This window comes from Microbacterium arborescens (assembly GCF_030369635.1).
GTDB lineage: Bacteria > Actinomycetota > Actinomycetes > Actinomycetales > Microbacteriaceae > Microbacterium.
In genome coordinates this window covers 2559530-2581776 of the sequence record NZ_CP128474.1, presented here as the reverse complement: position 1 = coordinate 2581776, position 22247 = coordinate 2559530, and the positions used below count along the sequence as shown (strand labels likewise).

The 22247-nt window shown below is 70.1% G+C and carries 20 protein-coding genes; 14 read left to right on the top strand and 6 right to left on the bottom strand.

Annotated features, from left to right (window positions below; translation table 11 throughout):
* Positions 1 to 13 precede the first annotated feature (13 nt).
* The gene (locus QUC20_RS12255) at positions 14 to 1477 is read left to right on the top strand and encodes an NAD(P)H-quinone dehydrogenase (RefSeq protein WP_120264671.1); all 1464 of its coding nucleotides are present in this window, start codon (positions 14 to 16) and stop codon (positions 1475 to 1477) included.
* A gap of 114 nt (positions 1478 to 1591) precedes the next feature.
* Here the strand turns inward: QUC20_RS12255 and QUC20_RS12250 are convergent, their stop codons facing one another.
* The 3 genes from QUC20_RS12250 to QUC20_RS12240 form a co-directional block, all read right to left on the bottom strand.
* Positions 1592 to 2041, bottom strand: coding sequence for a hypothetical protein (locus tag QUC20_RS12250; RefSeq protein WP_289330056.1), 450 nt, complete (start codon positions 2039 to 2041; stop codon positions 1592 to 1594).
* A gap of 13 nt (positions 2042 to 2054) precedes the next feature.
* Positions 2055 to 3821 carry an acetyl/propionyl/methylcrotonyl-CoA carboxylase subunit alpha gene (locus tag QUC20_RS12245; RefSeq protein ID WP_120264673.1) on the bottom strand — a complete coding sequence of 589 codons (1767 nt, stop codon included), beginning with the start codon at positions 3819 to 3821 and terminating at the stop codon, positions 2055 to 2057.
* 98 nt (positions 3822 to 3919) lie between these two features.
* Positions 3920 to 4576, bottom strand: a complete 657-nt coding sequence (locus QUC20_RS12240) for a Maf family protein (protein WP_289330055.1) — start codon at positions 4574 to 4576, stop codon at positions 3920 to 3922.
* A gap of 44 nt (positions 4577 to 4620) precedes the next feature.
* On the opposite strand from QUC20_RS12240, the gene QUC20_RS12235 reads away from it, so the two are divergent.
* From QUC20_RS12235 to QUC20_RS12220, 4 genes are read left to right on the top strand one after another with little or no spacing between them, the layout of a single operon-like run.
* Positions 4621 to 5916: a class I SAM-dependent RNA methyltransferase gene (locus tag QUC20_RS12235; RefSeq protein WP_289330054.1), complete on the top strand. Its 1296-nt coding sequence runs from the start codon at positions 4621 to 4623 to the stop codon at positions 5914 to 5916.
* Positions 5917 to 5925: 9 nt separating this feature from the next.
* Positions 5926 to 6582 carry a response regulator transcription factor gene (locus QUC20_RS12230; RefSeq protein ID WP_289330053.1) on the top strand — a complete coding sequence of 219 codons (657 nt, stop codon included), beginning with the start codon at positions 5926 to 5928 and terminating at the stop codon, positions 6580 to 6582.
* A complete protein-coding gene (locus QUC20_RS12225; RefSeq protein WP_259455368.1) occupies positions 6572 to 7810 on the top strand; it encodes an ATP-binding protein in 1239 nt (412 codons plus the stop codon). The genes QUC20_RS12230 and QUC20_RS12225 overlap by 11 nt, the downstream gene beginning before the upstream one ends.
* Positions 7807 to 8883, top strand: coding sequence for a hypothetical protein (locus QUC20_RS12220; RefSeq protein ID WP_289330052.1), 1077 nt, complete (start codon positions 7807 to 7809; stop codon positions 8881 to 8883). Before QUC20_RS12225 ends, QUC20_RS12220 begins: the two co-directional genes overlap by 4 nt.
* A gap of 219 nt (positions 8884 to 9102) precedes the next feature.
* Here the strand turns inward: QUC20_RS12220 and QUC20_RS12215 are convergent, their stop codons facing one another.
* Positions 9103 to 9354: an acyl-CoA carboxylase subunit epsilon gene (locus QUC20_RS12215; RefSeq protein WP_120264677.1), complete on the bottom strand. Its 252-nt coding sequence runs from the start codon at positions 9352 to 9354 to the stop codon at positions 9103 to 9105.
* Positions 9351 to 10940, bottom strand: coding sequence for an acyl-CoA carboxylase subunit beta (locus tag QUC20_RS12210; protein ID WP_183045392.1), 1590 nt, complete (start codon positions 10938 to 10940; stop codon positions 9351 to 9353). The genes QUC20_RS12215 and QUC20_RS12210 overlap by 4 nt, the downstream gene beginning before the upstream one ends.
* A 129-nt stretch (positions 10941 to 11069) precedes the next feature.
* Between QUC20_RS12210 and QUC20_RS12205 the strand changes: the two genes are divergently transcribed.
* The 9 genes from QUC20_RS12205 to QUC20_RS12165 all read left to right on the top strand — a co-directional run bounded on the left by QUC20_RS12205 (position 11070) and on the right by QUC20_RS12165 (position 20798).
* A complete protein-coding gene (locus QUC20_RS12205; protein ID WP_289330051.1) occupies positions 11070 to 11858 on the top strand; it encodes a biotin--[acetyl-CoA-carboxylase] ligase in 789 nt (262 codons plus the stop codon).
* A gap of 62 nt (positions 11859 to 11920) precedes the next feature.
* Positions 11921 to 12475 (top strand): PH domain-containing protein, encoded by a 555-nt coding sequence (locus tag QUC20_RS12200; RefSeq protein ID WP_289330050.1) that lies wholly within the window; start codon positions 11921 to 11923, stop codon positions 12473 to 12475.
* Between the two features lie 78 nt (positions 12476 to 12553).
* A complete protein-coding gene (locus tag QUC20_RS12195; protein WP_289330049.1) occupies positions 12554 to 13681 on the top strand; it encodes a 5-(carboxyamino)imidazole ribonucleotide synthase in 1128 nt (375 codons plus the stop codon).
* A 111-nt stretch (positions 13682 to 13792) separates the two neighbouring features.
* Entirely contained in the window at positions 13793 to 14260 is a 468-nt protein-coding gene (purE, locus tag QUC20_RS12190; protein ID WP_120265158.1) for a 5-(carboxyamino)imidazole ribonucleotide mutase, read from the top strand.
* Positions 14257 to 15699, top strand: a complete 1443-nt coding sequence (locus QUC20_RS12185) for an LCP family protein (protein ID WP_289330048.1) — start codon at positions 14257 to 14259, stop codon at positions 15697 to 15699. The genes purE and QUC20_RS12185 overlap by 4 nt, the downstream gene beginning before the upstream one ends.
* Before the next feature lie 3 nt (positions 15700 to 15702).
* A complete protein-coding gene (locus QUC20_RS12180; RefSeq protein WP_289330047.1) occupies positions 15703 to 16788 on the top strand; it encodes a glycosyltransferase in 1086 nt (361 codons plus the stop codon).
* A 34-nt stretch (positions 16789 to 16822) separates the two neighbouring features.
* A complete protein-coding gene (locus QUC20_RS12175; RefSeq protein WP_289330046.1) occupies positions 16823 to 17755 on the top strand; it encodes a glycosyltransferase family 2 protein in 933 nt (310 codons plus the stop codon).
* Between the two features lie 74 nt (positions 17756 to 17829).
* Positions 17830 to 18363 carry a hypothetical protein gene (locus QUC20_RS12170; RefSeq protein WP_289330045.1) on the top strand — a complete coding sequence of 178 codons (534 nt, stop codon included), beginning with the start codon at positions 17830 to 17832 and terminating at the stop codon, positions 18361 to 18363.
* An 80-nt stretch (positions 18364 to 18443) separates the two neighbouring features.
* A complete protein-coding gene (locus tag QUC20_RS12165) occupies positions 18444 to 20798 on the top strand; it encodes a hypothetical protein (protein ID WP_289330044.1) in 2355 nt (784 codons plus the stop codon).
* Between the two features lie 41 nt (positions 20799 to 20839).
* On the opposite strand, the gene QUC20_RS12160 is transcribed toward QUC20_RS12165, so the two are convergent.
* Positions 20840 to 22246: a sugar nucleotide-binding protein gene (locus QUC20_RS12160; RefSeq protein WP_289330043.1), complete on the bottom strand. Its 1407-nt coding sequence runs from the start codon at positions 22244 to 22246 to the stop codon at positions 20840 to 20842.
* Position 22247: the final 1 nt, after the last annotated feature.

Below are 22247 nucleotides of genomic sequence, written 5' to 3'. Positions count from 1 at the left end.
CGGCTGAGGAAGAATGGAGACCATGTCGCCTCTCAGCTTCGAGCGCACCCAAAGCGTCGCCGTCCTCGGTGGCGGCCCCGGCGGATACGAGGCGGCCCTCGCCGCCGCCCAGCAGGGCGCGGAGGTGACGCTGGTCGAACGCGCCGGCGTGGGCGGCTCCGCGGTCATCACCGACGTCGTCCCCTCGAAGTCGCTCATCGCCACGGCTGATGCGGCCGTCGCCATCAGCGGGGCATCCGATCTGGGGGTGCAGCTGTTCGCGCGGTCCGATTCCGGCACGCCGCTCAAGCCGGAGGTCGCGATCAACCTCGCGGCGGTCAACCGCCGACTGCTTTCCCTCGCTCGCCAGCAGTCCGACGACATGCGCGCGCAGCTCGTCGAGGCCGGCGTGCGCATCATCTCCGGTCACGGCCGCCTCGACGGCACGCACGCCCTCATCGCGGCGACCGGCCCCGGGGGCACGGACTTCGACCGCGTCGAAGCCGACACCCTGGTCGTCTCGGTGGGCGCCTCGCCGCGCGAGCTGCCGAGCGCGAAGCCCGACGGCGAACGCATCCTGACGTGGACGCAGCTCTACGACATGAAGTCCCTGCCCGAGCACCTCATCGTCGTGGGCTCCGGCGTCACCGGCGCGGAGTTCGCGTCGGCGTACATGAACCTCGGCGCGAAGGTCACGCTGATCTCCAGCCGCGACCAGGTGCTCCCGGGCGAAGACGTCGACGCGGCCGCCGTCATCGAGAAGGTCTTCAAGCGCGGCGGGATGACGGTGCTGTCGAAGTCCCGTGCCGAACGAGTGGAGCGCACCGAGAACGGCGTCGTCGCGACGCTCTCGGACGGTCGCACGGTCGAGGGGAGCCACTGCCTCATGGCGGTCGGCTCGATCCCCAACACCGCTGGCATCGGGCTCGAGGAGGCGGGCGTCCAGCTCACCGACTCCGGTCACATCCAGGTCAACCGCGTCGCGCGCACCTCCGTGCCGAACATCTACGCCGCCGGCGACTGCACCACCTTCGTGCCGCTCGCCTCGGTGGCCGCGATGCAGGGGCGCCAGGCCGTCTTCCACGCGCTCGGCGACACCGTCATCCCGCTCGATCGTCGCCGCATCACCGCGAACATCTTCACCGCTCCCGAGATCGCGACGGTGGGTCAGCAGCAGAAGGACGTCGAGTCGGGCCTCGTCAACGGCTACGTCCACAAGCTCCCGCTCGCCGCGAACCCGCGCGCGAAGATGATGGGCGTCAAGGACGGCTTCGTGAAGATCATCGCGCGTGAGGGCTCGGGCACCGTCATCGGCGGCGTCATCGTGGCCCCCCGTGCATCCGAGCTCATCTATCCGATCGCGATCGCCGTCGAGCGCCGTCTCACCGTCGACCAGGTCTCGCGCGTCTTCGCGGTGTACCCCTCGCTGACGGGCAGCATCACCGATGCCGCTCGCGCGATGCACCTCGTCCAGCGCGACGAGGATCCGCTGTCCTGAGCGGCGCCGACGTACCAACGTCGGAGAATCGCGCGAAGGTCGGAGCGGTACGAGCGAACGGTTCCGCTGTTCGCGACATTCTCCGACGTTCGCGCGGCGCAGGACGCGGGTAGGTCAGTCGACCTCGGCGTAGAACCGGGTCTCGGGGTCTGCGGCGACGTCGACGGTGACCGCGGTCGTCCGGCCGGCATCGGCGAGGTCGAGCCGGTGCGGCTGCTCGTCGCAGGCGATATCGGACTGCAGGGCACGCGAGCCGGTCGCGGTGGCTGCTTCGACGAAGACGGTCGCGGTGTGCCCGCCGAAGCAGCGCACCTCGACCGCGGCCACCGGGCTGGGGTCGCCGAGCGTCAGGGTGACGCCGGCGGCGGCATCGGTCCTGTCTCCGACGGGGCTCGTGTTCCCGCTCGCGATGCCGACCCCGAGGTCCGCATCCGCGCGTTCAGCGGCCACCGAGGCGAGCCACGCATCCGCCGCCGCGAGATCCACGGTGGTGGGAGCGCAGGCGCTCAACCCGAGCACGAGCCCCAACGAGCAGACGGTGATGACACGTGAACGATGCGGCATGGCCCCGCTCCCGTCACGAGATGGTGAGCAGGGGGTGGCCCGCGCCGACCGTGGTGCCCGGGGTCGCATCGATGGCGCCGACGACGCCGTCCTTGTGCGCCTGAATGGGCTGCTCCATCTTCATCGCCTCGAGCACGACCACGAGGTCGCCCTTGACGACCTGCTGACCGGCCTCGACCGCGACCTTGACGACGGTCGCCTGCATGGGCGACTTCACGGCGTCTCCGGATGCCGCGGCGCTCGCACTCGCGGCGTGGGAGCGGCGCGACGGGGGCACCTGAGCGGGGCGCCCCACGGCGACCGGCGGTGTGGCGACACGGTCGGGAAGGCTGACCTCGAGCCGCTTGCCCGAGACCTCGACGACCACGGTGTGGCGGCCGCTCGGCTGCGCGGGAGCCTCCGACTCGCCGTCCCATGCAGGGATGTCGTTGACGAACTCGGTCTCGATCCAGCGGGTGAAGACGCCGAACGTGCCGTCCTCCGCCGTGAAGGCGGGCTCGCGCACGACGCGGCGGTGGAACGGCAGGACCGTCGGCATGCCGGCGACCTCGAACTCGTCGAGCGCGCGTCGCGAGCGCTCGAGGGCTTCCTCGCGGGTGCGCCCGGTGACGATGATCTTGCCGAGCATCGAGTCGAACGCGCCCGAGACCGAGTCGCCCGCGGTCACGCCGGAGTCGAGACGGATGCCGGGGCCGCCGAACGTCTTGAAGACGTGGATGCGGCCGGGCTGGGGCAGGAAGTTGCGCCCGGGGTCCTCGCCGTTGATGCGGAACTCGATGGAGTGCCCGACGGGGGCCGGGTCGTCGTAGTCGAGCGTGCCGCCTTCGGCGATGCGGAACTGCTCGCGGACGAGGTCGATGCCGGTGACCTCTTCGGACACCGGGTGCTCGACCTGCAGTCGGGTGTTGACCTCGAGGAACGAGATCGTGCCGTCGGCGCCGATGAGGAACTCGCAGGTTCCCGCGCCGACGTAGCCGACCTCGCGCAGGATGGCCTTCGAGGCGGAGTAGAGGATGTCGTTCTGCTCGGCGGTGAGGAAGGGGGCGGGTGCCTCTTCGACGAGCTTCTGGTGGCGTCGCTGCAGCGAGCAGTCGCGCGTGGAGACGACGACGACGTTGCCGGCCGCGTCGGCGAGGCACTGGGTCTCGACGTGGCGCGGCTTGTCGAGGTACTTCTCGACGAAGCACTCGCCGCGACCGAACGACGCGATGGCCTCGCGGGTGGCCGACTCGAAGAGCTCGGCGACCTCGTCGAGCTCGCGCGCGACCTTGAGCCCCCGCCCGCCGCCGCCGTAGGCGGCTTTGATGGCGATCGGCAGACCGTACTCGTTCGCGAAGGCGATGACCTCGTCGGCGCCGCCCACCGGCCCCGGAGTGCCCGGGGCGAGGGGAGCGCCCACCTTCTCGGCCACGTGGCGCGCGGTCACCTTGTCGCCGAGAGCCTCGATGGCTTCGGGTGTCGGGCCGATCCAGGTGAGGCCGGCGCCGATGACGGCACGCGCGAACTCGGCGTTCTCGGCGAGGAAGCCGTAGCCGGGGTGCACGGCGTCGGCACCGGAGCGGCGGGCGACGGAGAGGATCTTCTCGATGGAGAGGTAGGTCTCGGCACTCGTGGATCCCTCGAGGGCGTACGCCTCGTCGGCGAGGCGAGCGTGGAGCGCATCGCGATCCTGGTCGGCGTAGACGGCGACCGACGCCTTCCCACTGTCTCGGGCGGCGCGCACGATTCGGACGGCGATCTCGCCGCGGTTCGCGATCAGGACCTTGGCGATCTCAGGCATGAATGCCAGCCTAGCGAGCCCAGGCGCTCCTCTTTTGGATCACTCGCACAAAGTGATCGACTGAACGTGGGCGGATGCCTACCAACGTGGCGTCTCGGTCACGACGCGCGGGGCGTGGTCCACAGGTCTGGCCAGGCCACATCGAGCTCGCCGACGAGGCGGCGCAGCGTCGACAGCGACATCCCCACCACGGTCGAGGGATCGCCCTCGACCCGCGTGATGAAGGCGCCGCCGAGACTGTCGACGGTGAAGGCGCCCGCGACCTGCAACGGCTCGCCGGTGGCGACGTAAGCCGCGATCTCGTCCGCGGAGATGTCGTCGGCGAAGGTCACCGCGGCCTCGGCGACCGCGTGAGCCTCACGCGGAGCGGCGCCCGGACGAACCCGGAACACGGAGTGACCGGAGTGGAGGATGCCGGTGCCCCCGCGCATCCGCTCCCACCGCTCGGTCGCGACCGTCGGGAGCAGGGGCTTGCCGAGCACCTCGCCGTCGAAGGCGAACATCGAGTCACCGCCGATGACGATGCCGTCGAACTCGGGCTCGTCGCGCAGGAGAGCCGCGACGACGTCGGCGGCCTTGCGCCGCGCGAGCAGCAGAACGTGCTCCTCGGGCGGCAGAACCCGGCCCTCCGCTGATTCGAGCGCGGCGACGACAGCCTCCTCGTCGACCTCGGGCGCACGTGTCGACGGTTCGATGCCGGCCTGTCGCAGCAGCATGAGTCGGGCGGGGGAGGTCGAGGCGAGGCACACGCGCATGCCGTTCACGCTACCCGTGGGCGCGTGTGTGCGAGCATCGTGGGATGCAGTCCGGCGACCTTCTCGATCTCGACGTCACCGACGTCGCCCATGGCGGCGTCTTCGTCGCCCGTCACGAGGGGCGCGTCGTGTTCGTCCCCGACGCGATCCCCGGAGAAAGGGTGCGGGCACGGCTGACCGACACCGCGAAGTCCTCGTTCTGGCGGGCCGAAGCTCTCGAGGTGCTCGAGGCGTCGCCGCACCGGAGGTCCCATGTCTGGGCGCCGGCCGACATCGGCACCGCACCGGAGAACCGGCCCGGCGGGGCGGACTTCGGCCACATCGAGCTCACGCACCAGCGCGAGCTCAAGCAGCGGGTCCTGCGCGACGCCCTGCAGCGCTTCGGCGGTGTCGACAGCGACGTCGTGGTGGCCGCCGCGGGTGCCGACGAGACCGCCGACGGCACCGGATGGCGCACGCGCGTCAGCCTCCACGTCGACGACGAGGGGCGCATCGGTCCTTTCGCGGCCCGATCGCATCGCGTCGTCGAGGTCGACGAGCTGCCCCTGGCGACGCCCGCGATCGCTGACGCGGTGTCGCGCGGCCGCTCGGCGGCTCCCGGTCGTCTCGACCTGGTGCAGCCCTCCGATGGGCGGGTGCGCGCGCTGCCGCGGCCCGAGACCCCCCGCCGTCGTGGTCGGGGCGGCCCCCGCCCGGTCGTGGACCCGGCTCTGCGCGAGACGGTGATCGAGCGGGTCGGCGACCGCGAGTTCCGGGTCGACGCGGGGGGCTTCTGGCAGGTCCACCGTCTCGCGCCGGCTGCTCTGCGGAACGCCGTGCACGAGGGGCTGCGCGCGGCAGGACGCGACGCGGTGGATCCCGAGGCGTGGCACCTCGATCTGTACGGCGGCGTGGGGCTGCTCGCGGCCGCCGTCGCGGAGCTCGGCGGCCCCGCCACCCGGATCACGAGCGTCGAGTCCGATCCGCGTGCCACCGACCATGCCGGTGAGAACCTCGCCGAGTGGGTCGGCGCGCGCGCGGAGACCGGTCGCGTCGACCGCTGGCTCGCCCAGACGGAGCAGGCGGCCTCGAGCGCCGAGCGTGCTCGGATGCGCGCCGGGGTCACGCTCCTCGATCCGCCGCGGGCGGGGGCCGGCCGCGAGGTCGTCGACTCGCTGCTGCGGTTGCGCCCCGCGACCCTCGTCTACGTCGCGTGCGATCCCGTCGCCCTCGCGCGCGACCTCGGCATGCTCCGCGCCGGGGGCTATGCGCCCGTGTCGCTGCAGGGGCTCGATCTGTTCCCCAACTCGCACCACGTCGAGGCGGTCGCGGTACTCACCGACGAGGGTCCGCTGTCCTAGGCTGAGCGCATGACACGGGTGGCACTCATCGACGATCACGAGTCGGTCCGACTCGGGCTCGCTGCCGCCTGTTCCCGCGCGTCCGTCGGCGACGTCGTCTTCACGGGCAGCACCGTCGCCGAGTACTTGCGCTGGCGCAAAGAGACCGGCGAGGCACCGGCGGATGTCGTCGTCCTCGACCTCATGCTCGGCGACGGCGCCACCGTCTCCGAGAACGTCGCGCAGCTCGTGTGGGACGGATCGCAGGTCATCATCCACAGCGTCGCCGACCGGCCGGCCGCCGTGCGCGAGGCGCTCGCCGCCGGAGCGCTCGGCGTCATCAGCAAATCAGCGCGCGCCGATGACGTCGTCGCGGCGATCCGGACGGTGGCGCGCGGCGAGCACCTCGACAACGTCGAGTGGGCCAGCGCCGTCGACGGCGACCGGGCGTTCGCCGACGCTCAGCTCTCCGCGCGCGAGCGCGACGTGCTGCGGCTCTATGCGGCGGGCCTTCCGCTGAAGGCCGTGGCCGAACGCCTGGGGATCGCCTATTCCACCGCGAAGGAGAACATCACCCGCGTGCGGGTGAAATACGTCGAGGTCGGCCGCCCCGCACCCACCAAGGTCGACCTCCTCCGCCGTGCGATGGAAGACGGTCTCGTCGCCGAAGCCTCCGATGTCCGCTGACCCCCCTGACACCGGAGTCCCCCGTCCCCGCCGGCCCGCGGAGTTCCGTGAAGCTCTGGCTCAGACGCAGCGGTTCACCCAGTCGCGCATCGACCGCATCCTGGGAATCGTCGTCGGCGCGGGAAGCTCGGTCATCGGCATCCAGGCGCTCGTGGGCGCGCTCAGCGCGCCGGCGGGAAACCCGACCTGGAACACGATTCTGCTGGTCGTCGTCCTCGGCTCGCTCCTGATGATGTGCATCTCCCTCCTCACCTCCCGGGGTGTCCGCGTCTTCGCGGGGATCTTCGCGGGCGTCTTCCCGATCGCGACGCTCCTCTGGCCGCTCGCAGCCGGAACCGGCACGACGGTCGACGAGCAACCCTGGCTGTGGTTCCTCATCAACGTCGGCACCGTCGCGGCCGTGTTCTGCATGCCGCTCGCGGGACAGATCGTCTGGGCGTTCCTGCTGCCGCTGCTCTACGGCACCATGCGGCTGACCTTGCTGCCACTCACGCCCGCCACCGTGCTCGATGTGGCGCTGGACTCCGCGTTCGCCATCATCCTCGCCAGTGTCCTGATCGTCGTGGGATGGATCCTCCGCTCTCTCGCCGCCAGCATCGACAGCGGGCGGGAGGGGGCCGTGCGCTCCTTCGCGCAGGCGGCGGCCGCCGACGCGGTGGAGAAGGAGCGGGTCGCTGTGGCAGCGCTCATGCACGACAGTGTGCTGGCGGCCCTCATCGCGGCCGAACGGGCCGAGACCGACCGGGAGCGCACCCTCGCGGTATCGATGGCTCGTGACGCCCTCACCCGTCTTGCGAACGTCGACCAGGAGGCGGGGGAGGGCCCGGACGCGCCGGTGTCGGCCCCCGCTCTCGGTGCCGAGCTCGAAGCGAGCGTGCGGAGGCTGCATCCGGCGACCGCCGTCACCCACGACATCGGCCCCGACGCCGTGGCGGTTCCGGGTCGCGTCGCGCGTGCGCTGCAGCTCGCGGCCGCGCAGGCCGTCACCAACTCGGTCGAACACGCCGCTGCGGCGAACCTGCGCGTCTCGTTCCGAGCCGACGCCACCGGGCTGGGCATCGCAGTGAGCGATGACGGTCCCGGTTTCGAGGCGTCTCGCGTCGCCGAAGACCGCCTCGGCATCCGCGCGTCGATCATCGCGCGCGTCGCCGCGGTGGCAGGAGTGGCCACGGTCGAATCCGGCGCGACCGGAACGACCGTGTCGATCAGCTGGCGGGAGCGCCCATGAACCGTTCGGTCCGTTGGGTGCTCTCAGCGCTCGGCGTCGCGTTCACCGCGTATCTCGCGGTGGGCGGCATGTTCTGGACCCGCCCCGTCGACGTGCCGGTCGTGCTGGTCCTCAACCTCGTGGTGTACCTCGCCGTCACCGGGCTGTGCATCTTCTGGCCCGCGCGGCCGATGGGCGTTCCGTCGCGGCCCGCCGCCGACGTCCCGGCGTTGAGCGCGGTGACGGCGGGGATGAGCCGCCCGGCGCCGCTGCCCCTGTGGATCGCGCTGCTCGCCTTCGCCGTGACGATCGTGATCCCGTCCGCCACGTGGTGGGCCGCAGGCGAGGCCGGGCGGCTGCAGCCCTTCGCAACCTGGAGCCTCGGCGGTCTCGGGGCGCTGATGGCGATCCTCGTCGTCCGGCGGCGGTCGATCGTGGCCTGGTCGGGGATCGCGATGCTGTTCCTGCAGTCGGTCATCTGGATCGGTCCCGAGCCGACTCTGTCGCTCGGCGCCGTCGGTTCCGCCCTCTGGGTGGGCGGTGCGCAGATCATCGTGCTGCTGATCGACCGAGCCGCCGTCGAGACCGCGCAACTGACGGCCCTTCAACGCGAGGCGTCCGAGTGGCTCGCGACGCAGGAAGGGCGCCGGCGGGAGAGACGCGTTCGCGTCCAGCGAGCGCTCGCCGTCGCGGGCCCGGTGCTCTCGCGGACCATCAAAGCCGATGGCGACCTCGACGATGACGAACGGCTCCAAGCCCGGCTCGCCGAGGGACGTTTGCGTGATGAGCTGCGCGGGCCCCGCCTGCTGGACGATGCGGTGAGACGCGTCCTCGAGGACGTCCGACGCTCGGGCTCTCACGTCACCTTCCTCGACGAGGGCGGGCTCGATGGGCTCGATGAACGCGAACTCGCCGCCATTCGAGCCGAGCTCGCCGACGTGCTCGACGGCGTGCGGTCGGAGCGCCTCTACATCCGCACGTCGACGCATCCCGATACGGCGGTCACGGTGGTCGGCCGATCACGTCACGACGACGGTTCCGACGAGACGGTCGACCTCTGGCGCGAGATCGCGCGGCCTCGCCCGCGCCTCTGATGCCGACGGGGTGCTGGGGGCGAGGGGCGGCGAAGCCGCCCGCCCCTCGCCATGCGAGTGGTTACCCGAAAACCGACTCGCAGCAGTCACCGGCACGAGGCTCAGGTGACCGAACGCAGTAGCGTTCCAGCAGATCCAGTCTGTGGCAATGTGCCAGATCTGTCTGTAGGTATTTCGGGGGACAAAATCGCTCGGGAGCGAACCGCCCCGAGCGAGCCGTCAGCCGGTGAACCTGCCCCAGCCGAAACCGCGGCGCAGCGGGGTCCGCAGCGCGCGCGCCGAGCGACGCCACGCCGATTCGGGCGTCGGCTCCGGGGCGACGGCCTCGGCCGCCTCCTGGGCGTACGACTCGCTCACGACGGCGATGAGCGCGGCGAGCTCTTCGGGCGTCGGGTTGCCGCGGCGCACGTCGATGCGGAGGGGCCGCTCCTCGCGCGCCGCCTCGTCACGAGCGTCATCCGGCCCGGTCACAGCGGGATGTTCCCGTGCTTCTTCGCGGGCAGCTCGGCCCGCTTGCCGCGCAGCGCGCGCAGCGACTTGGCGATGTACACGCGGGTCTGCGCGGGCTCGATGATGCCGTCGAGCTCGCCGCGTTCGGCTGCGAGGAACGGGGAAGCCACGTTGTAGGTGTACTCGGATGCCAGGCGCGATCGGACGGCGGCGACATCCTCGCCCGCCTCTTCGGCGCGCTTGATCTCACCGCGGTAGAGGATGTTCACCGCACCCTGCCCGCCCATCACGGCGATCTCCGCCGTGGGCCAGGCCACGTTGACGTCGGCGCCCAGCTGCTTCGACCCCATCACGATGTACGCGCCGCCGTAGGCCTTGCGCAAGATCACCGTGACGAGGGGGACCGTCGCCTCGGCGTAGGCATAGAGCAGCTTGGCGCCGCGGCGGATGACGCCGGTCCACTCCTGGTCGGTGCCGGGGAGGTAGCCCGGGACGTCGACGAGAGTGACGATCGGCACCGAGAAGGCGTCGCAGAAGCGCACGAACCGGCTCGCCTTCTCGCCGGCGTCGATGTTCAGCGTGCCCGCCATCTGCGAGGGCTGGTTGGCGATGATGCCGACGGTGCGGCCTTCCACCCGGCCGAAGCCGACGACGATGTTCGGCGCGAACAGCGGCTGCACCTCGAGGAAGTCGCCCTCGTCGACGATGCCGGCGATCACCTGGTGGATGTCGTAGGGCTGGTTCGGGGAGTCGGGGATGACGGTGTTCAGGGTGCGGTCGTCGTCGGTGGTCTCCCACTCGAAACCGGTCTCGTAGACCGGGGCGTCCGACATGTTGTTGTCGGGCAGGAAGCTCAGGAGCGAGCGCGCGTAGTCGATCGCGTCGTCCTCGTCCTCGGCGAGGTAGTGCGCGACACCCGAACGCGTGTTGTGGGTGTGGGCGCCACCGAGCTCCTCCATGCCGACGTCCTCGCCCGTCACCGTCTTGATGACATCGGGGCCGGTGACGAACATCTGGCTCGTCTTGTCGACCATGATCACGAAGTCGGTGAGGGCGGGGGAGTACACCGCGCCGCCGGCGGCCGGGCCCATGATGAGCGAGATCTGCGGGATGACGCCGGATGCGGCGGTGTTCAGGCGGAAGATCTCGCCGTACTTGCCGAGCGCCACGACGCCCTCCTGGATGCGGGCGCCGCCGGAGTCGAGGATGCCGATGATCGGCATCCCGCCGCGGAGGGCGAGCTCCATGACCTTGATGATCTTCTCGCCTGCCGACTCGCCGAGCGAGCCGCCGAACGTGGTGAAGTCCTGCGAGTAGACCGCGACCGTGCGTCCGTGGATCGTGCCCACCCCGGAGACGACGGAATCGCCGTACGGGCGGGAGCGGTCCATGCCGAACGCGGTGGTGCGATGCCGCACGTACTCGTCGAGCTCGACGAACGACCCCGGATCGACGAGCATCTCGATACGCTCGCGCGCGGTGAGCTTGCCCTTCTTGTGCTGCTTCTCGCGTGCCGTGTTCTCGGCGTCGACGACGGCCGACTGGTAGCGCGCGCGGAGGTCGGCGATCTTGCCGGCGGTCGTGGACAGGTCGGGCTGGTCGGTCACGCGTTCCACCCTATCCAGCGCTGCCCCGCAGCCGTTGGAGCACGCCCACAACGACGGCGGTGATCACCTGTGGAAACCCTCGGACGCAACCCCTCGCCTCGCGCCGATCCGGCATCGTAGGGTGACGCCATGACGATCCCCGAGAACGGCTATCCCCGTGCGGCCGCGGTATCGCCCCGCCTGCACGTCGTGGAGCACACCGATTCGACCAACGCCCACTTCCGTCGCGACGTCGAGGCCGATCCCGATGCCCACCCGCATCTCTCCGTCGTCGTGACGACCGACCAGCGCGCCGGGAGGGGCCGGCTCGATCGCAGCTGGACCGCTCCGGCCGGCACCGCCCTCGCGATCTCGGTGCTGCTGCGCGTCGGGGCCGTGCCGGTCCGCTTGCGCGGCTGGATCCCGCTCGTCGCCGGTCTCGCGATGAGCGACGCGGTCGCCGCCCAGCTGCACGGTCGGCGCGTGGGCGTCAAATGGCCGAACGACGTGCTGGTCGACGGCCGGAAGATCAGCGGCATCCTCGCCGAAGTCCTCCCGGGTGAGGCGGGGGACGTGATCCTCGGTGCCGGAGTCAACACGACCATGGCCGAGGTCGATCTGCCGGTCGCGACCGCGACGTCGTTCACCGCGCTGGGTGCCTCGGCCGACGAGGATCGGCTGCTGGCGGACTTCCTCTCCGGTCTGCGCGACCACATCGCCCACCTCGCGGTGTCGGGCGCAGACGACGCGCTGCGCGAGCGCGTCGCGGCGGCGTGCGTCACGATCGGCGAGGACGTCGTCGTCTCGCTGCCCGGCGGCGAGACGTTGACGGGAACGGCGGAGCGCCTCGACGAGGATGGGCGTCTGGTCGTGCGGACAGGGTCGGTCGAAAGCGTCGTCGGCGCCGGTGACGTCGTTCACGTCCGCGGAGTCGGCTGAGGCCTCGCGGCATCCGGGCGTGCCGTCGTCGCGTTGTCGTACCGGCGGGTCATGATGGTGCTGTGACACAGCCCGCAGCCTCGTTCGGCCGACCCGTCGCGCCCGCGCTCGGTGCCGCCGCGCCCGAGCTGCGCGTCGCCCGGCTGCGCCCGCACGCCGGGCCGCTGTTGTGGCCTGCGCTTCTGCTCATCGTCGTCGCGGGTGTCACGGGGTACTTCACCGACAACCTCCCCGCGCCGTTCACGGATGTCATGCTCTGGTCGGCCGCGGGGCTGGTGGTCGTGCTGCTCGTCGTGCTGCCGTTCCTGCGCTGGCTCGCGCATTCGTACACGATCACGACGCGCCGGGTCATCGAGACCTCGGGACTCATCGTGCGTCGCCGGTCCGAGCTCAGCCACATCCGCGGCTACGGCATCGATGAGTCGCGCGGCCCGCTGCAGCGACTGAACGGCACGGGAACCCTGACGCTCTCGAACGGCGTCGACCCCTCGATGCGGCTGCGCAGCATCCCGGCTGTCGCGCTCGTCCACGAGGTGCTCGCGGACCAGGTCGAGGTCAGCCAGATCCTCGCGCATCGCGACTCGCACAGCATGCCGGTCATCGGTTCCGAATCCTGAGCCCGTCCGAGTCCGATCGCACGTGCGGTCGCGTGGCCCGCTGTGCGCGATGATGGATCCGAAACCGGAGGAGGCGCCATGTCGTTGCGAGTAGGAATCGTCGGCGGAGGACAGCTGGCCCGCATGATGATCGCGCCGGCCGTCGAGCTGGGAATCGACGTGCGGGTGCTGGCCGAGGAGCCCGGGATGTCCGCCGCCATCGCGGCGACGTCGACGGGTGACTATCGCGACCTCGAGACGGTCCGGTCATTCGCCCGCGACGTCGACGTCATCACCTTCGACCACGAGCACGTGCCGCAGGACGTTCTGCGTGCCCTCGTCGACGAGGGCGTGGCCGTGCACCCCGGCCCCGACGCGCTCTTCTACGCGCAGGACAAGCTGCGTATGCGCGCTCGCCTCGCCGAGCTCGACATGCCGCAGCCCGAGTGGGCCGCGATCTCGGATGCCGCCGGTCTGCAGGCGTTCCTCGACGACAACGGCGGGCGTGCTGTCGTGAAGACCCCGCGCGGCGGTTACGACGGCAAAGGCGTGCGCGTCGTGCGCGCCGCCGAGGAGGCGGCCGACTGGCTCGACGCGCTCGAACCCGGCGGACAGCTCCTCGTCGAAGAGCTCGTGGAGTTCACGCGCGAGCTCGCTCAGCAGGTCGCACGCCGGCCCTCGGGGGCGTGGCGTTCGTACCCCGTGGTGGAGACCGTGCAGCGCGACGGCGTGTGCGCCGAGGTCATCGCTCCGGCGCCGCGGGCGGGCCGGCGCCTGGTCGAGGTCGCCGAGAGCATCGGCGTCTCGATCGCGGAGGGGCTGGGTGTGACGGGCATGCTCGCCGTCGAGCTCTTCGAGACGGCAGACGACCGTCTGCTCGTCAACGAGCTCGCGATGCGGCCGCACAACAGCGGTCACTGGAGCCAGGACGGCGCCGTGACCGGACAGTTCGAGCAGCACCTGCGCGCAGTGCTCGACCTTCCGCTCGGCGACACGTCGCCGCGCGCGCCGTGGTCGGTCATGATCAACATCCTGGGCGGCCCCGTCTCCGACTCGCTCGCCGCGCGCATCCCCGCCGCTCTCGAGGCCCACCCGGGCGCGAAGGTGCACACGTACGGCAAGGCGCCGCGGCCGGGACGCAAGGTCGGTCACGTGAACCTCTCGGGCGACGACCTCGACGCCGTCGTGGGCGACGCCCGCGTGGTGGCCGCGCACTTCGACGACTGAGCATCACCGGGTACCGCGCCGCTCCGGGGATTCCTCAGGTGGCCCGCCTAACCTGGGTCGGTGACATCCTCGCCGCTGCATTCGTCGGACGCTCCGCTGGTCGGAGTCGTCATGGGTTCGGACTCCGATTGGCGCGTCATGAGCGACGCATCGCAGGCACTGACCGACCTGGGCATCGCGCACGAGGTCGAGGTCGTCTCGGCCCACCGCACGCCCGACAAGCTGCTGCGTTACGGCCGTGAGGCACGCGGGCGCGGGCTGCGCGTCATCATCGCGGGAGCCGGAGGAGCAGCGCACCTCCCGGGCATGCTCGCATCGCTGACGCCCCTCCCTGTCGTGGGGGTTCCCGTCCAGCTCGCAACCCTCGACGGGCTCGACTCCCTGTTGAGCATCGTGCAGATGCCCGGCGGCATCCCCGTCGCCACCGTCTCGATCAACGGAGCGAAGAACGCCGGCCTCCTCGCCGCGCGCATCATCGGGGCCGCTGATCCGGCGCTCGCCGACCGGCTCGAGGAGTACGCGCGCGGGCTCGAGCAGCAGGTCGAAGAGAAGAACCGCCGCCTGAAGGAATCCCTGTGAGCGTCGGCGCACCGCCGCGAAGCTCCGCCCGGCCGCGTTCCTCGAGCCTGATCGAGGAGCGTCCCCTCCGGCATCCCGATACGTCGTCGCCCGAGGTGATGGGACGACGCGGCTGGTGGCTCGTCGTGCTCAACTTCGTGCTGCCCGGGTCGGCCCAGGTACTCGCGGGCAACCGGCGCCTCGGGCGTTTCGGTCTCGCGGCCACGATCACCATGTGGGTCCTCGCACTGCTGACCGTGCTGACCGGGCTGCTCTGGCGCCCCCTCCTGCTGTCGCTGGCGACCAACTGGTTCGTCCTCCTGATCGTCCAGGCGGTCATCGCGTTCTATGCGGTGCTGTGGATCGTGCTCACCATCGACACGCTGCGCCTGGTGAAGCTCGTCCGCGCCGGCACGGTCGCCCGCATCGGCGTGCCGCTCCTCGCGATCCTCCTCGCCGTCGCATCGACGTCCGCGGCAGCCTGGACCTTCGACCGGGTCAACTCGGTGCGCGAGACCCTCAGCACCGTCTTCGGGGCGAGCGGACCCAGCGTTCCGCCGTCGGACGGGTACTACAACGTCCTCCTGCTCGGCGCCGACAGCGGTGAGGGGCGCGACTCGATGCGGTTCGACTCGATCTCCGTCGTCTCGGTCAACGCCGAGACGGGGGCGACGACGATCACCGGTGTGCCGCGCGACATGGGGCATTTCCCGTTCGCGCCGGGACCGATGCACGACCTATACCCCGACGTCCACGAGGGCCGTGTCGATCCGAACTGCGGGTGGAGCAGCGGCATCAACCAGCTGCAGACCGAGGTCGAGATCTGTCGCGATGGCGACGCGATGTACCCCGACGCCCGAGGCGACGGGTCGTCGCCGGGCGTCGAGGCGACCAAGGACGCCGTCGAGGGAATCCTGGGCATCACCATCCCGTACTACGTCTTCATCGACATGAAGGGCTTCGCCGACCTCGTCGATGCCCTCGGCGGTGTCGACATCAACGTCGTCGAGCGCCTGCCCAAGGGCGGCGGCCCGCGCTACGAGGGCCAGAGCGCCGAGGACTGGGCCGAGGGGTGGATCGAGGCCGGACAGCAGCACATGGACGGCGACACCGCCCAGTGGTACGCCCGCTCGCGCTACACGACGAGCGACTTCGACCGGATGCGCCGCCAGCGCGAGCTGCAGCAGGCGATCCTCGCCCAGATGACGCCGCAGAACGTGCTCGATCGGTTCACCGAGATCGCCGACGCCGGGCAGGTACTCGTGCAGACCGACATCCCCGCCGACCTCCTGCCGTTCCTCGCCGACATCGCGATGAAGGCCAAGGAGCAGCCGGTCACCACGATCGAGCTGACTCCCGAGAACGGCATCGAGGAGGCCGACCCCGATTGGGCTCTCGTCCGGCAGATGGTGCAGGATGCGCTCCACCCGCAGACCCCGACCCCGGCGCCGGAGGGCTGAGCGATGGCCACCGTCCTCCGTGTCGTCCTCGACCAACTGACCGACGTCGTCGACGCCGACTCCGCCGAGGCATCCCTCGAGGTGGCGCGCGCGCTCATCGAGACCGCGCCGGCGCGATGCGAGGTAGCCGCCGTCGTCCCGTCGGATGCCGTGGATGCCGCCTCCGCGCTCAGCGGTGTCGCCCAGACCATCCGGGCGCCGTTCCCTCGAACGGGCCTGCTGGCCTCGTGGCCGATGGGCATCTCGGGAGGCGTCGCGGGCGGTCTCTTACACGCCCCCACGTTGCTGGCCCCGCTCGTCAAGCACGATCGAGCGCACGACAACGAGCAGACCGTGGTCACCGTCTGGGACCTCGCCGTCTGGGACACGCCCGCACTGTTCCCCCGGGCGACGCTGCTCGCCCATCGAGCGCTGCTCAAGCGCGCTGAGAAGCATGCGGATGCCGTCGTGGTCCCCGCGCACGCCACCGCGCACCGTCTCGCCGAGATCGCGCCCAAGCTCAGTGGCCGGATCCGGGTCATCCCCGGCGCCGCGCCCGGGGACTTCCGCGTCCCGACCGACGCGGTCGGGCGGCGGCGCGAGCTGGGCGTGCCCGATCGTGTGGCCGTCGTCGCCGGCGGCACCGAGGAGCAGCTGCGCGCCGTGCTGGCCTCGATCGCGGGGGAGCAGACCTCCAGCGTCGTCGTGTTCGACGAGCCGGCCGAAGTGGCGAGCGCGATCGCCGGGGCCGGGATCGACCGCGACCGCGTCATCGTTCCCGGCCGGCTCGATGCCGCCGACCGAGCTGCCGTCCTCGACGCGGCCGTGCTGCTGATCGCGCTCTCCGACGGGTCGGGGTTCCCCTGGCGCGCGGTCGAGGCGATGGTGCTGGGCGTTCCCGTCGTCGCGTGCGACTCACCCGTGCATCACGAGGTGCTGCTCGACGGCGCGCGCGTCGCGCCGTTCGACGAGCTGCGGGATGCTGCGGGAGAGGTGTTGTCGTCGCCGGACGAGCTGCACCGGTGGGCTGTGCGCGCCGGCGACCGCGGCCGAGCGTTCTCGTGGCGCGATCACGCAGAGCGCGTGTGGGCGCTCCACGCCGAGCTGTGAGCTGTCGGTAGATCTTCCCTCCTAGGGTGGACACATGCCCGCACGCGTAGGAGTCGTCATCCGCACGGCCGACCGGCCCGAGTTCCTCGCTCGGGCCCTCGCCGACGTCGCCGCCCAGACCTTCGGCGACCGACGGATCGTCGTGGTCAACGACGGCAGCGACCGGACCGCCGTCGACGCCGTGGTGTCGGCGTCCGCCGCCGTCGACACCGTGACGGTCCTCGACTCGCGGGCCCCGGGCGGCCGATGCGCCGCGGCGAACACCGGCGTGGAGGCTCTCGACACCGAGTTCGTCGTCATCCACGACGATGACGACCTCTGGGCTCCGGAGTTCCTCGAGCGCACCGTCGCTTTTCTCGACGACCACCCGAACGACTCCGGGGTCGGCGTCGCGACCGCGATCGTCTACGAGCAGAAGCGCGCGGGGCGGTGGGTCGAGACGGGACGCGTGCCGTTCTGGGCCGATCTGACGGCGCTGCGCTTCATCGATCTGCTCGAGGTCAACCGCGCTGTCCCCATCTCGTTGCTCTACCGTCGCGCGCTTCACGAACAGGTCGGTCCCTACGACGAGTCGCTCGAAGCCGTCGAGGACTGGGAGTTCTACCTCCGCGTCCTTGCTGTGGGGACGCTCGGCTTCATCGGGGGAGAGCCGCTGGCCTTCTGGACTCAGCGTCCGGGGGCGTCGGGTGCCGAGGGGAACAGTATGTTCGCGTTGGAGCATCTCCACGACCGTGACGACATGATCGTGCGCGACCGTGAGCTCCGCTCCTGGGTGGCGGAGAACGGTGCCGGCCTGCCGCTCTACCTGGGAGCCATGGAACGTCGCATCGTCGCGGAGCTGCGGAGCGAGGTCGAGTCGTTGCGGCGCGAACAGCGAGATCAGCGGGCTGTCATCCGAGCCGAGATCGATGCGCACCAGCCGATCTGGTCGCGGCTACGTCGCCTGCGCCGCCGGATGTCGCGCTGAGCGCCGCCGTAACGGACGGATGACGAATCGGCGTGGATGCTGTGTGAACGCGGCGCTGGCCGCACAATAAAAGCGTGACCTCTCCCCGTGCGCGCAGAACCACGACCTCGGTGACCGCGACGAGCTTCCGCCTCTTCGGCGGCCTCGTTGTCGGGATGCTGGCCTTGAGCGCTTGCGCCACCCCCGTGGGTGGCGCGATGACTCCGACTCCGACGGCGACCCTTGAGAGCCCGACTCCCGAGCCGACACCGACGCCGACTCCGGACGACGCCGCGACCCCCGACGTGCCGGTTCCGACGGAAACGGTCGAAGTGGACACCCCCTACAACGGTGAGGTCCTCATCATCACCGCCGAGCAGCGGGGTGCGACCCTCGAGGTGACGGCGATGGTCCCGGGCGTCAGCGAGGATGACGGCACCTGCACGCTCCGCGTCGACGGCGTCGGGGTGGCCACCATCACCAGCACGGCCGGTAACGGTGTGACGTACTGCGGCCTCATGTCGGCCGACGTCGCGTCCGACTCCGCGGCAACGCGGTTCGATGTGCGGTACGAGTCCTCGTCGACGCGGGCGCGTTCCGCCGACTCGAGCGTCGAGTCGAGCCAGTGAGCGCGCGTCGCAGCATCCGCTCGTCCGTCGCGGTCCTCGCCGCATGGGTGTGCGCTATCGCGCTGCTCGTCGCGGCGCCGGTGGCGTTGTCGTCGTCGATCGCTCCGGCTCCGGCTGCCGCGGCCGCATCGGGATCGGACTTCAACCCCGGCAACATCATCAGCGACGCCGCCTTCTACGACTCGAATGCGATGGGATCGCCCGAGATCCAGGCATTCATGGAGCGTCAGGTGCGGTCGTGCGCCTCGGGTTTCACGTGTCTGAAGGACTACCGGCAGAACACCGACAACCGCCCGTCCGACCGCTACTGCAACGGGTACGAGGGTCGCGGCAACGAGAGCGCGTCGACGATCATCGATCGCGTCGCCCGCTCGTGCGGCATCAGCCAGAAGGTCATCCTGGTGCTGCTCGAGAAGGAGCAGTCTCTGGTCACCTGGAACGCTCCGACAGCGCGCGCTTACGCAGCAGCTACCGGGCAGGGGTGCCCTGACACGGCTCCGTGTGATTCGGCGACGCTGGGCTTCTTCTACCAGGTGTACTACGCGGCCCGGCAGTACAAGATCTACAAGGCTTTCCCGCAGGACTTCGGCTACCAGGCTGGCCGGTGGAACAACATCCTGTACCACCCGTACAACAACTGCGGGACGCAGCGGGTCTACATCGAGAACCAGGCCACCGCCGGTCTCTACATCTACACGCCGTACGTGCCCAACCAGGCCGCGCTCAACAACCTGTATGGCACGGGAGACACCTGCTCCTCATACGGAAACCGCAACTTCTGGCGGCTCTACACCGACTGGTTCGGGTCGACGCAGCCACAGCCTCCGGCGAATCCGTCCGGACCGTTCGGTAGCGTCGATGCCGTCCAGGCGAGGCCGGGGACGTTCGAGGTCTCTGGTTGGGCCGCGGACCCCGACACCAGCAACCCCATCGCCGTCCACGTGTATGTGAACGGTGTCGGCTACGCCTTCACCGCAGATGGTGATCGTGCCGACGTTGGCGCTGCGCTCCCTCACCTCGGGTCACGCCATGGCTTCTCCGTGACTGTCCCGGCCTCGGCTGCGGGCAGCAACGAGGTGTGTGTGTACGGCATCAACGTGGGTCCGGGAGGGAACTCGCAGATCGGATGCTCGAAAGTCGCAGCCCTCGCTGGGTCGCCAGTGGGAAACCTCGAGGGTGTGTCGGCGACCGCAGGCGGTGTGACGGTGGGCGGCTGGGCGCTGGATCCCGATACCCGCGATTCCGTCGACGTGCATGTGTATGTAGGGTCCACGGGAACGGCTTTGCGTGCGGACGCTAATCGTCCCGACATCGCCGCTGCTTATCCGCTCTACGGTGCCGCCCACGGTTTCGGGGCCACCCTCCCCGCTGCTCCCGGCACGTACGACGTCTGCGCATACGCGATCAACACCGGCTTTGGTAGCAACGTGCTCCTCGGGTGCCGAAACGTCACTGTGACTGCGCCGAGCGACCAGGGGCGTGCTCCGTTCGGTGTGTACGAGGGGCTCTCGGCCGACGGCCAGACACTCACAGTCAGCGGCTGGACGATCGACCCCGACACGGCCGCGCCTATCCGCGTCCGTGTGGACGCGGGCGGAGTGATCACCACCATCGCCGCTGACAACGTCCGCGCGGATGTCGGGGCAGCGTATCCCTCGTTCGGTTCGCAGCATGGGTTCGTTGCGAAGATTCAGGTTCCCGTCGGCGAAACACGTGTGTGCGTCACCGCCCTGAACAACGGACGAGGCGGCGACACGTCTCTGGGCTGCAAGACGATCACAGCGCGATTGCCTGATCTCGGGCGCGCGCCGATTGGTGTCCTCGAGGGTGTCACCGTGCGAGGGGCGACTGTCGCCGTAAGCGGATGGGCGTTGGATGAGGACACCTCAGACGCCATATCGGTGCATCTCTACGTGGGATCCAGGGGCGTGGCCTATAACGCCGACCTTCCTCGCGCCGACGTCGGCGCGGTGTACCCCGCGCAAGGGCCCAATCACGGCTTCTCGCAGGTCATGAATGCGCCACCCGGCCGGTCGGACGTGTGTGCCTACGCGATCAACAACGGCGCCGGCGGCAATACGCTGCTGGGATGCCGGGCCATTGTCGTAGGCACCAACGAGAAGCCTCCTTTCGGGAATCTCGAAGCGGTGTCGGTGGCGGGGCGGAACATCGTCGTCGACGGATGGGCGATTGATCCGGACACACCTGATCCGATTGCGGTCCACGTGTACATCAGCGGAGTCGGAACCGCGCACACGGCCGACCGAACCCGTGCGGACGTGGCTGGCGCTTACCCGGCGTCGGGGCCGCAGCACGGATTCTCAGTCACCCGTGCGGTGTCTCCCGGCACATACGATGCCTGCGTTTACGCGATCAACAACAACGGCAACGGGCCACACACACTGCTGGGATGTCGTCAGGTTCGGGTGCCGTAACCCGCATGAGGGGTTGATCACCGATCAGCCCCTCATGCGGGTCAACCGCGAAGGTATCGCGCGAGGACCTCTCGCCAGTCGCTGCCCGCGAGCATCGGGTCTTCGCGCAGCATCCCGTTCGCGGGTCGAGGCGACACGGCAGTCTCGACTTGGGCAAAGTATGCGGCCGTGGTCACCGCAGAGACGCGTTCGGGGTCATGCCCCATCAACGCGAAGACCGCCGCGGCGACTTCGTACCAGCTCGCTGGCGCTCCCGTCGAGGTGACATGGTGCAACCCGAACGGTGCATCGCGTTCGAGGAGGTGCCGTATCGCGCGGGCGATGTCGTCCGTGAACGTCAACCGGCCGATCTGGTCGTCGACGACCTTCGGATCGATACCCCGCTCGGCGAGCGAGGCCATCGTGCGCACGAAGTTGTTGCCATCGCCGATGACCCAGCTGGTGCGAACGATGTAGTGACGGGGAACGACGGACACGACGGCATCCCCGGCGGCCTTCGTTTGTCCGTACACGCCGAGCGGCGACACGGGGTCGTTCTCGGTGTACGCGCCGTCCTTCGTGCCGTCGAACACGTAGTCGCTCGAGACATGGACGAGGGTGATGCCGTTCGCCGTCGCGATGCGCGCCAGCGCGGCGACCGCGGTGACGTTCGCCGCCCAGGCGTCGACGCGGCCCTCGGGGGTCTCGGCGAGGTCGACCTTGGTGTACGCGGCCGCGTTGATGATCGTGCTGTAGTCGCGCCACCGGCGCGCGGAGGCGAGATCCGGCGACGTCAGGTCGAGCTCGTCCCGGCTCGCGTACTCCATCCACGGATGATCGCCGAACTCGGCGCGGAGCGCGCGGCCGAGCTGCCCGTTCGCCCCCGTCACCAGGATCCGCTTCGGCGGCATCGGAACCACGTCGGACAGACGCGGGTGGTTCTTGTCTTTCTCGCTGATCTCGACCTCGTCGAGGGGGATCGGCCACTCGATCGCTGCGGTCTCGTCAGCGAGATTGAGGAACGTGTAGGTCGCATCGGGCGACCAGTGGTCGTTCACGAGATACGTGTAGGCGGTGTCGGGCTCGAGGGTCTGATACGAGTTGCCGACGCCGCGCGGGACGAAGATCGCGCGCGAGGGATCGAGTTCGGTCGTGTAGACGGCGCCGAAGGTCGGCCCCTCGCGAAGGTCGACCCAGGCGCCGAAAATGCGGCCCGTGGCGACGGAGACGTACTTATCCCAGGGTTCGGCGTGGATGCCGCGGGTCGTGCCGACCGCGTCGTTGAACGAGATGTTGTTCTGCACCGGGCCGAAATCGGGCAGGTCGATGCCCGACGCGGTCATCTTCTCTCGCTGCCAGTTCTCCTTGAACCAGCCGCGTGAGTCGCCGTGCACCGGGAGGTCGAGGACCACGAGCCCCGGGATGGGGGTCGCGGTGACCGTGAGCGCCTTACCGAACTCGATGGCCACG